The sequence below is a fragment of the Pseudomonas sp. NPDC087697 genome (assembly GCF_044743155.1).
Lineage (GTDB): Bacteria > Pseudomonadota > Gammaproteobacteria > Pseudomonadales > Pseudomonadaceae > Aquipseudomonas.
Map to the genome: position 1 here is coordinate 95187 of NZ_JBIUVW010000008.1, position 12832 is coordinate 108018.

Genomic DNA, 12832 nt, shown 5'->3' on the forward strand with positions numbered 1-12832 from the left:
ATTACAGGCCGCCCATCAACAGGTATTTGATTTCCAGGTAGTCCTCCAGACCGTACTTCGAACCCTCGCGACCGAGGCCCGATTCCTTGATGCCACCGAAAGGTGCGACTTCCGTGGAAATGATCCCTTCGTTGATCCCGACCATGCCGGCTTCCAAGCCTTCGGCCATGCGCCAGACGCGACCGATGTCGCGGCTGTAGAAGTAAGCCGACAGCCCGTACGGTGTGTCGTTGGCCCGTTGCAGGACCTCGGCTTCGTCCTTGAAGCGGAAGCACGCGGCCACCGGGCCGAAGGTTTCGTCCTGGGCGATCAGCATCTCGCTGCTGGCGTCGGTGAGGATGGTCGGCTCAAAGAACGTGCCGCCGAGCGCATGACGACGACCGCCGCACAACAGTTTGGCGCCCTTCTCCAACGCGTCACCGACATGCAGTTCGACCTTGGCCAACGCCGCCGCGTTGATCAGCGGACCTTGCTCGGTTTCACCGTCGAGCGCACTGCCGACGCGCATCGCGGCGACCGCTTCAGCGAGTTTGCCGGTGAAGGCTTCGTACACGCCGTCCTGAATGAAGAAGCGGTTCACGCAGACGCAGGTCTGCCCGGTATTGCGGAATTTCGAAGCCATGGCGCCTTTGACGGCGGAGTCCAGGTCGGCGTCGTCAAAGACAATGAACGGCGCATTGCCGCCCAGTTCCAAAGAGACTTTTTTCAAGGTGTCGGCGGCTTGACGCATCAACAGTTTGCCGGTGCGGGTGGAGCCGGTGAACGACAGTTTGCGCACGATGCTGGAGGCTTGCAGCGCCCCGCCAATCGCCACCGCGTCGCCGGAGACGATGTTGAACACGCCGGCCGGAATGCCCGCCTGCTCCGCCAGCACCGCGAGGGCAAAGGCCGACAGCGGGGTTTCTTCCGATGGTTTGAGGATCATCGTGCAACCCGCCGCCAGCGCCGGGCCGACCTTGCGGGTGACCATCGCCAACGGGAAGTTCCACGGGGTGATCGCCGCAACCACGCCGATGGCTTCCTTGACCACGATGATTCGCGCGTCAGCCTTGTGGCTCGGGATCACGTCGCCGTAAGCGCGCTTGGCCTCTTCGGCGAACCACTCCAGAAAGCTTGCGGCGTAGACCACTTCGCCCATGGCTTCGGCCAACGGTTTGCCCTGTTCACGGCTGAGCAAGGTGGCCAGGTCCTTCTGGTTGCTCAACATCAGCTCGCTCCAGCGCTTGAGGCGCTGGCTGCGTTCCTTGGCGGTCAACTTGCGCCAGGCCGGCAAGGCACGATCGGCGGCCGCGATGGCGAGGTTGGTTTCTTCGGCACCGGCCTTTTGCACTTCGACGATGAGTTCGCCGTTGGCCGGGTTGAGCACCGGATAAGTCGCGCCACCGCTGGACCATTGGCCATCGATGAAATTGCCATTACGGATCAGCGCGCTCATGCCACAGCCCCTGTCAGATTAAAACGTTCCAGAGCCGGACGGGCCGAGCGCAGGATGCGTTTGCCGGCGGTGTAATCGTTGATCACGTCGCACGGAGTGTAGTTGCGCTCTAGCTCATGCAGCTCCTCGGCGTCGAGTTTGGTCTCCAGCGCCGCCAGGGCACTGTCGAACTGCGCGGTGGTGTCGGCGCCCACCAGCATGCAATCGACGCCCGGATGGTTGGCGACCCAGGCCTGGGCGATCTGCGCGTTCGATACACCACGGGCACGGGCCACGCGTTGTACCGAATGAGCGATTTCGAACGAGGCTTCGTCGCTGTACATCTGTTGGGTGAAAAAGTCGGTCTGGTTGCGGGTCGATTGCACGTCACCGGTCAGCAGGCCACGGGCCAGCGGACTGAACACCGAGACGCCGAGACCTTGATCGCGGCAGAACGGGATCATCTCGCGCTCTTCTTCGCGGTAGGCACAGTTCAGTTGCAACTGCATGTTGATCGGCTTCACCCAACCATTGCGCTCGCAAGCCATGAGGATCGTCGCCAGTTGCCCGGTGAGCATGGTCGACACTCCGATGTAACGGGCCTTGCCGGAACGCACGATGTCGTTCATCGCGCTCATGGTTTCTTCAACCGGGGTGTTCATGTCGAAGTAATGCAGCATGAAGACATCGATGTAATCCATGTTCAGACGCTTCAGCGAGGCGTCGATGCTGTCCATGATGTGCTTGCGCGAATGACCGCTGGCATTGATGCCGTTGCGGGTGCCGTAGCCTACCTTGGTGGTGATCACCAGGTCGTCCCGACGAGCCAGACGCTTGACGATGCGCCCCACCACCTCCTCACCGACCCCGGCGGAATAGAAGTCCGCAAGGTCGATGAAATTTACCCCGTTATCGAGGGCGTGGGCGACGATCGGCTCGCTTTGCTTCTCGTCGAAAATCCACGGTTTCCAGTCCGGGGTGCCCATGTTCATGGTGCCCAGGCACAGGCGGGAGACTTGCAGGCCGGAGTTGCCCAAACGAATGTATTGCATGGCGCGGACCTCAGGCTTTTGGGGTGTAGAAAGGGTTGCTGATGTGATCGACCACATCCGCCAGTTGCGCTGTTTCCGGCTTGCCGGTCAGGGCGGCACGGATCGCTGTGCGGCAAGCGTTGTAGTTGTTCAGGTAGACCGCATCGAGGTCATCGCAGGTCGGGTTGACCCAGTTGGCCGTCACGATGGCCCACTCGTCTTCGGCTTCCGGTGGCAAGGTGCCGTCCAGCAGCGCTTCAAGCACAGCCTTGGCAATCCCGGCCTGGGAGGCGCCCCAGGTCGCGTTGCCATGCAAATCGCTGCTGATCGCGGCTTTGTTGACGTAAAGGGTCATCGGTTTGACCGGAATGTTCGGCTGAGCGATCACCATGAATGGGCAATGCCCCTGGCTCGGCGATGCCAGGCTATTGGCAAACGCCTGCCCTGCCGGACCGTTGCGCGGCCCGATCAGAATGTTGATGTGCGCGGCGTTCACGCCAGGGCCTTCGAAACCTTCACCGATGTACAAGTCGAGTTCTTTCATGGGTCATTGCTCTTTTTGGCTTTTTGGGGGTGATCAGAAGTGCACGCGAATCTCGAAGATCGCGGGGCAAATATCGGGGTTCGAAGAGCGCAGCACGGGGCTGGCGAGGACGCGGCAGTGAGGATCAGTCATGGTTGCAAACGCTCTTTTTTGTTGTTGATGAGCTGTGTTTGCGATTTTTTAACACTGGGGATTCGGGAGGCTGTAACCATTAAAAGTCATGGGGGCATGAGTTCTGGTCATACTCAGCGAACTCAAGGGCGGTGTTCATGATGGGTTACGACCTGCGCAGTCTAGTCCCCAACGGCTATGCGATCCGGTTCCACCCAGAGCCAGCCGACTTGCTGTGAGTTAGCAGCGGATTTGGCACCGACCAGGACCTTGCAAGAGATTCCGAGCTGACCGCTAGAAGCCGCGGCCGACGGATCTTTCGAGGGTTCAGCGGCACTCAATCGGTGCCAACTACCTGCAAAATGGTTTGTCACCAAAACAGCAAGAAGTCGGGTGAATTTGCGGTCTGTTTGGCACTGCGGTTTGGGCCCAAAAACGTCGAATTTGGAGGTATGAGGCAGGCTCTCGGACGCGATGGTTTGATTCCAAATCGGCCCCTGGGCCTTGGGATCAAAGGGCTCGGCCAGCGACTAGAGACCTTCCGCAGACCTGGCGATTACCCAACGACCCTCCCCGCCTCCCCGCGCTCCGTTCCGTTTCCCTAGCGCACAATCGGAAGTCTGGCCTAGAGGTACATTCGCGGCTTCCGTTTGCCTTAAAAGGCACGGTCCGCGTGACGTACAGCCGGTTCCACTGATTTGGGATGTTGACCTTTAAGAAAGAAAAATCGGAACTGAGCTTCCAGGGTTTAGAGCCGCGGTGGGGTGAGGAAAAACGCCCTAATCGCCCGGAAACAGGGCGTTTGGCAAGGCTATCTGACATGCGAAAACGCTGAGAAAGGAAGAAAAATATCGGAGTGGATTGGTGCCAAAGACAGCGCGAAAAAGGGCCAAAAGCGGCGTGAACTCACAATGTGGGGGTATTTTTTCGGGTATGAAAAAGCCCAACCTGAAAAGATTGGGCTAAGTCACTGAAAAATATGGTCGGGACGGAGTGATTCGAACACTCGACCCCTAGCACCCCATTCAGTTAAGCATTAGTCATCCCTGGCTCGCGCCACTCCCCTATAGAATCCTCAAGCCCAGTAAAACAAGGCGCTTTCAGCGCTTAACCCTTCCAACGATCTCTATCCTGATCTACCCTTAGCTGACGAATCAGTGGGAGTAAATGTGGGAGTAAACTTATCAGGAGGTTGATTATGACCAAGCTCACTGCCAAGGAATTGGAAGCACTGACCGAGCAGGATGTCGGCATTATCATACGCGACGAAGGCAGCCTCGCGGGCAGGGTCTCACTCCGCAAAAAAGGTATCGCCATCCCCTTTTACTTCCAGTTTCGTTGGAAAGGGATTTACACCCGCTTCTCGTGCGGTACCTGGCCAAACAAGTCGTTGACCGAAATCCGCAAGGAGCGCAACGAAGCGCGAGACCTTGTAGCCAAAGGGATCAATCCAAACGAGAACAAGCGCGCAGGGAAGGTCAGACAAAAAGCGGAACTGGCTGCACAACTCGCGGAGGCCGATCGACAAAAGTCTAAGGAACTAACGCTGCTAGACCTCGCGGGAGAATGGCTTCGCGATGGTGTGGCGCGCAAGGATGGTAATGCCGAGCTACGGAGAAAATTCGCGAAAGATCTTTACCCCGCCCTTGGCTCAAAAGTCATCAGCTCAATTAGTGAGCATGACCTGCGGAACCTGGTGCGATCCGTAATATCTCGCGGCGCTACTCGTCAGGCCATCAGTCTTTTTTCGGATATCGTTCAGATGTTTGGATGGGCCCAGAAACGCCAGCCATGGCGAACACTGCTGATTGACGGAAACCCAGCAGACCTGGTCGAAATCAACAAGCTTGTACCCAGTGACTACCAGGAGGAGCGAACTCGGATCCTCTCCTCCATCGAACTTCAAGAATTATACCAACGCTTTCAAAAAATGACTGCGGACTATGCAGCACTACCTGCCGGCGAAAAGTACGATGGGATTCGCCCACTCAAGCCAGAGTCCCAACTTGCGCTTTGGATCTGTTTGGGAACGTTATGCCGGATTGGTGAACTGCTTCAGGCCGAATGGAAAAACGTTGATTTGGAAAACGGTGTCTGGTTTATTCCCGTGGCAAACGTCAAAGGTAGCCGGGGGAAAAAGCAGGACCACCACGTGTTCCTATCTGCGTTTGCGATCCACTATTTCAGCAAGCTTCGGCTGCTCACAGGAAACTCTCAATGGTGCTTTCCCGCAAAGCATCATGATGGTCATGTCGATCTCAAGGTCGTCAGCAAACAGGTGGGAGACCGCCAATCACGCTTCAAAAATCGCAAGCCGCTTTCACGTCGCCGACATGATGACACCCTGGTGCTGTCCGGTGGTGCCAATGGGGAATGGACACCCCATGACTTGAGACGAACGGGTGCAACCATGATGCAAGCCTGGGGCATAAGCCTTGACGTGATAGACCGGTGCCAGAACCACGTGCTGGCAGGTTCCCGGGTCCGCCGTCACTACTTACACCATGATTATGCCGAAGAGAAAAAAGAAGCTTGGAACCTGCTGGGCGAGAAGCTCACCGACATCATGATTGGCCAGGATGGTCTGGAGGGACTAGGTAGAGGCAACTCAAATGGGCACAAAGCGCCCATGACGACGCCTGCCTCGACCACCGGAAAATTGAACCCGAATTAATCAACATCTGAACGGCAATAGTCATCCGTCGACCGTAAGCTCTTATTTTTCCCCACGGGGTGAGCTATGAATCACACAGCCAAGGTTGACGGGCAGTATGCAGAGAGACTGACGGATCTTGAGCCCTGGCAACAGGACGATGCCCTGGGTCCCCAAAAACGTTGCGTGAGCATTTTCCAGCACAGCACCTACGACGGGACACAGCATTGGAACGCCCTTATTTCGATCGGTATGGCAACGAATGAAGAAAAGTCTCCTCTTGTGAAGGAAATCGCTGCCGCGGGGTCTCCTCTAAACGACAATTACTTTATCGATGCCGAGAATCTGGAGCTTTGGATAAACAAGGAGCTCGCGGGACTTTGTCGGTACCGTAGCCATGGAAGTGAAGATCTGGACGGCGAATCCGAAACACAGGGACCGTTGAGGTTCTTGTTCTCACTCGACGCCGTATTCGTTCGCCCGCTTTATCATTCATTAGGTTTTGGCGAAATTTTGTCGGAACACCTAGCCGAGCAGTTAATGGCCGGGCTACTCACACAATTGGTCCGCATAAAATCACATGATGCTGGCGCGGACGTCGTTTTATTCGCGGACTTTGATTCCGTCGAAGGAGATCGTTTTTTTGAAAATCTGGCCGAATTGATCGAGCTGAAAATTGAAATCTCCTCCAATTCACTTGGTATACCGATCACCTTCTCGACAGATTCAGGATATTAGGAAAGACGGAGCCATCGGGCCGTTGCGCTTGGTTAATCAGCAGACCTGAAATTTGCGTAGGAGCGCGATTTTCGTACCGGCTCTGACTTTCAAACATGCTCTAAAACGTTTTCCACAGCCTCGGTCGTTTGCTGCCCGTCGTGACGGACAGCAAGCCCCAAAAGCGGTCAGTGTGCGTCCACGATACAAGGGGAAATTCACAGATCACTGCCTGGTCGATCGCGTTTCGCAGAGCCACCTTGGGCGTCAAAAATCGCGGTACTTCTCGACCGCTTCATTTAAGACACTGCGGATGTGCTCCCGCAGTTGAGCAGGCGCTAGAACTTGAATGTCCGCCGCGTTACTCAGCAGGAACAGGCGCAGCCCCTGCGAATCGTGCACTTGGCATTTAAGTATCCATTCCTTCCCGCTGGAAATCACAACCTGGTCAGCATTGAGCGGGTTCTCGCTCAACCGATTGTGCAGGTTATCGCTCAGACGGAGCTCTAGATCGATAACTCCATCCCCATGGATCGTCATCAAGTCCTTCTGGACATCAATGGCGTGCACATCGTAACCCGGTGGCTCGGGTATCTTTTCCCAGTGAGAGCGGACATCTACCATCCGGTGCAGCATCAGGACGCACGTTTGGCCGCGGCCATTGCTGCTGTACTTACCCCGAGGGGCGCCCGCAGGTGGTTCCTGCCCCTCTGGCCATGTTTCGTCAGCGATAAGCGCTGAAAGGTAGATATTGGAATCCTGATACGAAAGCGCGAGCGGCTTGAGCCGGTACGTGCATGTCTCAACGCCACTGGCGTCTCTTGGGCGATAGACTACGTCCAGGCTTTCATCACTAACCATTGCATCCTGAATGGTGGTGAGGTGGTCTGAGTTGTAATCGCCCGGCGTCAAAACCATAAACCGGGTACCGCTAGTTATCCGGCCCTCCGCAACCAAGTTGCGGGTGGATCGTGCCCAAACCTCCGACTCTGCATACTCCCTGAGCTTGGTCAGTTCTTCGGATTTAATCCGAAAGCCAAACCGGTCGGCGTGCTGGAAAATCGCGGTGAGCGTCATCGACTCCGCAGGTGACAGCGCAAGGTCAAGGCTTCCCCGCCCCAGAGTCCAATAGCATCTTTTATGATTAGGTCCTTCCGCCGATTTTGCGAACTGGGGGCCGGCGGCCAGCGCCTCCAGATCACGGCGGGTGGTTCTAATGGAATAGTCTCCAAACGCTTTTTGCATACCGTCGTGAAGCTCTTCGGTAGATTGTGCACCGCCTGCTTGCTGTAGCAATTTCCGCAAAAGTTTTCGACGTCTTTCACGATCCGGCGCGGTGTATTTGTTTGCGGCCAAAGCAGAGGTTCCTAGCGGACAAAAAGTGGTCGTTCCAGTAGATACCATCTCCTCGTTGGCACGCAATCTTGCAATCTGAATGGCCAACCCACTGGAGTATTTATGAAGACCAAACAAGCCTACGCCACCCTCCCGCACGTCACTGGTTTCATTGATTGGCTCGCGACAGAGCTCAATTCCAAAACGTTGTTCAATCATCAATACGTGGATCGCCGCAGCGGCAACAAGTGGTCGTGCGATAGCCTGTTTGGCGCTTACCAGTCCTACAGCTGGAACTTCCCGGGCAATGCTCGTTTGGCCTACAACCCCGGCTCTTGCTCCGCAAGCAACGCGAAAGCCCTCGATGCTCTGCGCCAAGACCTCATCGCCGCCGGCAGCAATGACGCCCTTGTGTTGCAGGCTGCTACAGACGTTATGGCTTGGGGCGGTGTGACTTCCCGCAATGTGGAATGGCTCAAGGTAAACAAGACCGGCCTTGGCCGCATGATTCAGGAAGTGAAAACTGCACTGATCCAAAAAGATCCCGACGCTCCCGTTTTGCGCTCGAAGTCGCTCCGTTTCAACTCGGGCATGACCAAGATTTACTCGCTGATCTGTCCCGAATTTCTGATCTACGACAGCCGCGTGGCCGCCGCACTCGGACTGCTGGTGGTTCAGTATTGCAAAGCCAAGGAGCTCATTCAGGTGCCTGACGCGCTCTGCTTCCCCTGGGCCGCCGCGAAAGAAAGCGAGAACGCCGTCGCCCCCAAGCGCCGTAATCCGAGCACCGGAACCCTCCAGTTCAAGCGCCTGCGTTCCGGGTCTCACCATGCACAATGGAACATCCGCGCTAGCTGGGTACTGAGCCAAGTCATTGCTCATGAGGCCGCCACTCATAGCCCCTTCCATCAGATCGACGCCCCTGCAAACGCGCTACGTGGCCTGGAACAATCCCTGTTCATGGTGGGTTACGACCTTGGCCATGCAGGCCTGCTATCTAACGACTGATCATCTACTTCTCAATCCCTTTGAATACGAGGTGTCCATGATCCCATTGACTGAATTACAAACCCTGGTCGTGCGCCTCGCAGAGGGTGGAATTGCCGCCCCTGCACTGCGGCGCGAGGTGATGCGCCTTCATCCCGAGTTGACCGACAGCAAATACCTGTCTGAATTGCTGTCGCTTCAGGACCAGCGACGACTGTTCGGAGACGAAATCACCGGTGTTTGGGTGTTCACCTCGGTATCCGATGAGGACATCAAGAACAGCGCACTCGAATACAGTCCGCAGTTTGCGGAAATGATTACCGCAACTGACTGTGGCGAATGGCAGGACATCGATGCGGATGACATGATTGCGGAGTTGGAAGCAATGCTGCAAAAGGCACAGGCCCGAAAACACACCTGAACTGCCCCGGATTTTCAAGGCCGCACCGAACGTTAGTTGTTACCTGGTCGCGATGAGCGATGACTGTCTGCTTTTGGAGATGTCCGCTCTTAGCTGATTTCTGCCCGTCGCCACCGGCAGCTATGGGCAGTTCACTGCCAATCATGGCTACGAAGCGTGCTGGTCAGATCGAATGCAAACGGGTGGTCAAGTGGAGTGCAATTTCGCACGGAATTCCAATTGGTATTCCAACTAAAAATAAAAACCGATATTAATGTTATAAATCAATATCTTACTGATCGTATTCAAATTACCCCGGCCACCATTTCATCATCTAAAGACGTCCACGGACGTCTTTTTTGTGCCTGAAATCCAGCAAATACAAGGCTTTCAGAACCATTAGTGTCCATGGACACGAAATGGTTGGTAAAGGAGCCCTGAGGGATGGGACGCATGAAGTTAGTCAGCAACCCGCAGACCATTCACTCTCCCATCAAATGCTCCAAAAATAACCCCGCCGCCATTGACAACCCCTCCCGCGACCGCACACATAGCGTCAACTCCCGCAACGCCCACTCCTCATCCAGCACCACCGTCCGCGCGCCGTCCATCTTATAAATCCCCACACTCTCCTCCGGCATGATGCCGATCCCGACACCCGCCTGAACCATCAAGCACAGCGCGTCGTAGGTGGAGACCTCCATGCGGATCTTCAGCGACCGCCCGATGTCGTTCGCAGCTTTGATCAGCTGAAAATTCAGGTGCGTACCGCTACGCAGGGCCACGTATTCGTAGTCGAGGGTGTCGGTGAACTTGATGATTTTGCGGTCCGCCAAAGGATGGCCGTTGGGGACGAGCAAGGTCAGGCGGTCTTTACGGAACGGGAAGACTTCAATGTCGGCGCCGTGGGGCATCCGGGTGAAGATGCCGATGTCAGCGCGGTTTTCGGCGACGGCTTTGGTGATGCCCAGGCTTTCCTTTTCTTCGAGGGCGACGTTGATCAGCGGGTAGAGGTCCATGAACGACTTGATCAGGCCCGGCATGAACTGGGTGATCGCCGAGATGTTCGCCAGCACATGAACAGAGCCGCGGCGTCCGTGGGAATAATCGCGCATCTGCACGACGATTTCGTTGAGGTTGTTCAGCGCGCTGCGGGCCATGTACAGCAGGGAGATGCCCGCCGTTGTCGGGGTGATACCTTTGTTGGTGCGGGTCAGCAGTTTCGAGTCGAGCAGCTCTTCCAGTTCACTCAGGCGCTTGCTGACCGCCGCCGCAGCGATGTGTTCGCGCTTGGCAGCGGCAGTGATGGTGCCTTCCTCGATAACGCTGATAAAGAGTCGCAGTGAAACGGGATCGAGCTTCATGTGAGGTACCGGGCTTGCTGGCCTGAATGGCTGCCATAGTACCTCGTCATTCATGCGTCCAGAACGCCCCTGCTACTGGAATGGCCGACTATCAGTACTGGCCGGACAACAGATGACCTGCGTTCGGCACCTGGGCTTTCAGCCCGAGGGTTTTCAGGATCTGGTACACAGTGGCGACCGAGGCCGACAGCACTGGCATGTCGAGGCGATCCTGAACCACTTGGATTGCTGGCAACGAAGGCATCTGCACACAGGCTGAAAGCACCACGCCTTCCGCTTGACCGATGTTCAAGCGATCAGCGTGTGCCACCAGATTCATCGGGTCCAGGCGACCCACGGCCAGGTTATCGGAGACTTCCAGACTGATCGAGTCGGTCACTTCAATCCCTGCGGCTTCGATGTAGTCGATGACTTGTTGGGTCAGTGGCTTCATGTACGGCGTGATGATCGCGACTTTTTTGTAGCCCAGCACGTTGAGGCTGTCGATCAGGGCACCTGCCGAGCTGAGTATCGGCGTCGGTGCGTTGTTGCTTTCGACCGTTTTGCTCAGACGCGCCTGGGACACCGTGTGGTAACCGGCGCCTTGGCACATGATTGCAACCAGGCAAGCGTAGGCCATGACGTCTACGCGAGCGTCGCTCAGTTCCAGCGCGCAACGGTCGCTGTCCACGTCCATTTTTTTCAGCTCTTCAGCGCTGACGTTCATCATGCGCATGCGCGCCGAGTGAAAGGTGAAGTGCTCGTCAGGGAACAGCGAGTAACGCGAGGTCAGCATCGCCGGGATTTCGGTTTCCATGGTGGTGTTGGAGCTTGGAACGATTTGGCCGATACGAAAATTTTTCATGATTCAATCCTTCTATTGAAAGTCAGTTGCCGCTGGTCAATTGAACGCCCTTGGTTTCCTGGAGCGTGAACACCATGACGGCGGCAATCGCGTAAGAAACAGAGGCCAGTGAAATGGTCGCGGTGAAGCCCACAAGGGGGATCAGAATGGGTACCAGCTTGATGCCGGCAATCGCACCCACGCGGCCGAAGTTGAAGCAAAAGCCTGAGGCAGTGGCGCGGATGCTGGTCGGAAACAACTCCGAGTACCACGCACCGAAACCGCTGAAATAACCGGTGAAGAAGCCCAGCAACGCCGCCAGGGAGCCGAGCGTGATTACGTTCTGGGTGGTAAACAGCAGCTTGCCATCGGTCAGTGGCATCAAGGTCGCGGAGTAGGCGAAGACCGGAACCATGATCGCCATGCCGGCGAAGAAGATCGCGAACGACAACCGGCGCCCCAGACTTTCAGCCAGGTAGCCGTAAGCCAGATAACCGATGGTGGCACCGATGCCGATCCAGATGACGAATACTGGCGCCTGATCGATGCGCACATTCAGAATGTTCTGCAAGTAAGCCGGCATGAAGGTGCTGATGATCCAGTAGCCGTACATGCCCAGTACCGAGATGCTCAGGCCCAGCATTGTCATCCTGAGGTACTGCGGACGGAAGATCTCCAGCAACCGGCCTTTGTCACTGTTCTGACGCATAAATTCGCGGTTAGCCAGCCAGACCGGTGACTCCTTGACGAACAGCATGATGAACACCAGCGTGAAATAAGCCGGGATCGAGGCATAGATGAACAGAGAGCGCCAGGACTCGGGATCATCTGTCTTCAGAAACGTCCAGGCGAACACCGCAGCCAGAAGACTACCGCCCGACCAGCCGGTCTGCATCACGGCGAAGGCCTTGGCGCGGCCGGCTGGCGGCCAGATTTCAGAGACCAGCGCGGCGGCTGCGGACCACAAACCGCCCACTGCAATACCGACGCAGAAGCGAAACAGGTTGAGCTCCCAAAGACTGTCGGCAAAACCGCAGAGCAAGGTACCGGTGCCATAGACGAACACCGAAATCATCATGGTTTTCTTGCGGCCGATCTTGTCGGAGATGTTCCCGAGGCAGAAGCCGCCGATACCGGTCGCCAACAGAAACCAGGCCACAGTCGAGACGACGTCGCCAAGACCGACCGAGAAGGTTTTGGCAATGGCGAGCAGGACAAATCCGAAAACCGTGGCATCCAGGGCATCGAACAACCATGCCGCCCAGGAGCCGCCCAAAGTCATGTAACGCTGGCTGGCGGTCAGCTTACCGCTGCCGTCCACGGAAGCGACGGATGCCGCTGGCCCTGCAGTAATGGTTTTCATGGGGGAACCTCGTGGGATTCAACTTATTATCTTCTCAAGCTCACCCGGCAAGTGGAGGACGCTTGCGGGCGAATGGTCATATGCGATCGA

11 protein-coding genes are annotated in these 12832 nt (G+C 56.4%); 4 read left to right on the forward strand and 7 right to left on the reverse strand.

All coding sequences use genetic code 11. The features are described 5' to 3' along the window. Position 1 precedes the first annotated feature (1 nt). Genes ACIPIN_RS08615 through fae form a run of 3 tightly spaced genes read right to left on the reverse strand, consistent with a single transcriptional unit; the run spans position 2 to position 2989 of the window. Positions 2-1435, reverse strand: coding sequence for an NAD-dependent succinate-semialdehyde dehydrogenase (locus ACIPIN_RS08615; RefSeq protein ID WP_401117493.1), 1434 nt, complete (start codon positions 1433-1435; stop codon positions 2-4). Further along, on the reverse strand, positions 1432-2466 hold the full coding sequence (locus ACIPIN_RS08620) for an aldo/keto reductase (protein WP_401117495.1): 1035 nt from the start codon (positions 2464-2466) through the stop codon (positions 1432-1434). Before ACIPIN_RS08620 ends, ACIPIN_RS08615 begins: the two co-directional genes overlap by 4 nt. Before the next feature lie 10 nt (positions 2467-2476). Then, positions 2477-2989: a formaldehyde-activating enzyme gene (fae, locus tag ACIPIN_RS08625; protein WP_401117497.1), complete on the reverse strand. Its 513-nt coding sequence runs from the start codon at positions 2987-2989 to the stop codon at positions 2477-2479. A 1309-nt stretch (positions 2990-4298) separates the two neighbouring features. Between fae and ACIPIN_RS08630 the strand changes: the two genes are divergently transcribed. After that, positions 4299-5774, forward strand: a complete 1476-nt coding sequence (locus ACIPIN_RS08630; RefSeq protein ID WP_401117499.1) for a tyrosine-type recombinase/integrase — start codon at positions 4299-4301, stop codon at positions 5772-5774. 66 nt (positions 5775-5840) lie between these two features. Continuing rightward, positions 5841-6491: a hypothetical protein gene (locus ACIPIN_RS08635; protein ID WP_401117501.1), complete on the forward strand. Its 651-nt coding sequence runs from the start codon at positions 5841-5843 to the stop codon at positions 6489-6491. Between the two features lie 246 nt (positions 6492-6737). Here the strand turns inward: ACIPIN_RS08635 and ACIPIN_RS08640 are convergent, their stop codons facing one another. Beyond that, positions 6738-7826, reverse strand: a complete 1089-nt coding sequence (locus ACIPIN_RS08640; protein WP_401117503.1) for a helix-turn-helix transcriptional regulator — start codon at positions 7824-7826, stop codon at positions 6738-6740. A gap of 102 nt (positions 7827-7928) precedes the next feature. Between ACIPIN_RS08640 and ACIPIN_RS08645 the strand changes: the two genes are divergently transcribed. After that, positions 7929-8813 carry a hypothetical protein gene (locus tag ACIPIN_RS08645; RefSeq protein ID WP_401117505.1) on the forward strand — a complete coding sequence of 295 codons (885 nt, stop codon included), beginning with the start codon at positions 7929-7931 and terminating at the stop codon, positions 8811-8813. A gap of 37 nt (positions 8814-8850) precedes the next feature. After that, positions 8851-9213, forward strand: coding sequence for a hypothetical protein (locus ACIPIN_RS08650; RefSeq protein WP_401117507.1), 363 nt, complete (start codon positions 8851-8853; stop codon positions 9211-9213). A 461-nt stretch (positions 9214-9674) separates the two neighbouring features. Here the strand turns inward: ACIPIN_RS08650 and ACIPIN_RS08655 are convergent, their stop codons facing one another. The 3 genes from ACIPIN_RS08655 to ACIPIN_RS08665 all read right to left on the reverse strand — a co-directional run bounded on the left by ACIPIN_RS08655 (position 9675) and on the right by ACIPIN_RS08665 (position 12742). Next, positions 9675-10556 carry a LysR family transcriptional regulator gene (locus tag ACIPIN_RS08655; RefSeq protein ID WP_401117509.1) on the reverse strand — a complete coding sequence of 294 codons (882 nt, stop codon included), beginning with the start codon at positions 10554-10556 and terminating at the stop codon, positions 9675-9677. A 91-nt stretch (positions 10557-10647) separates the two neighbouring features. Then, a complete protein-coding gene (locus ACIPIN_RS08660) occupies positions 10648-11400 on the reverse strand; it encodes an Asp/Glu racemase (protein WP_401117511.1) in 753 nt (250 codons plus the stop codon). A gap of 22 nt (positions 11401-11422) precedes the next feature. Further along, positions 11423-12742, reverse strand: coding sequence for an MFS transporter (locus ACIPIN_RS08665; protein ID WP_401117513.1), 1320 nt, complete (start codon positions 12740-12742; stop codon positions 11423-11425). Between the last annotated feature and the right edge of the window lie 90 nt (positions 12743-12832).

Excerpts from the sequence above, each read along its gene's own strand:
- ACIPIN_RS08620 (WP_401117495.1), bottom strand. The coding sequence starts at position 2,466 with ATGCAATACATTCGTTTGGGCAACTCCGGCCTGCAAGTCTCCCGCCTG.
- fae (WP_401117497.1), bottom strand. The coding sequence starts at position 2,989 with ATGAAAGAACTCGACTTGTACATCGGTGAAGGTTTCGAAGGCCCTGGC.
- ACIPIN_RS08615 (WP_401117493.1), bottom strand. The coding sequence starts at position 1,435 with ATGAGCGCGCTGATCCGTAATGGCAATTTCATCGATGGCCAATGGTCC.
- ACIPIN_RS08660 (WP_401117511.1), bottom strand. The coding sequence starts at position 11,400 with ATGAAAAATTTTCGTATCGGCCAAATCGTTCCAAGCTCCAACACCACC.
- ACIPIN_RS08630 (WP_401117499.1), top strand. The coding sequence starts at position 4,299 with ATGACCAAGCTCACTGCCAAGGAATTGGAAGCACTGACCGAGCAGGAT.
- ACIPIN_RS08655 (WP_401117509.1), bottom strand. The coding sequence starts at position 10,556 with ATGAAGCTCGATCCCGTTTCACTGCGACTCTTTATCAGCGTTATCGAG.
- ACIPIN_RS08645 (WP_401117505.1), top strand. The coding sequence starts at position 7,929 with ATGAAGACCAAACAAGCCTACGCCACCCTCCCGCACGTCACTGGTTTC.
- ACIPIN_RS08650 (WP_401117507.1), top strand. The coding sequence starts at position 8,851 with ATGATCCCATTGACTGAATTACAAACCCTGGTCGTGCGCCTCGCAGAG.
- ACIPIN_RS08635 (WP_401117501.1), top strand. The coding sequence starts at position 5,841 with ATGAATCACACAGCCAAGGTTGACGGGCAGTATGCAGAGAGACTGACG.
- ACIPIN_RS08665 (WP_401117513.1), bottom strand. The coding sequence starts at position 12,742 with ATGAAAACCATTACTGCAGGGCCAGCGGCATCCGTCGCTTCCGTGGAC.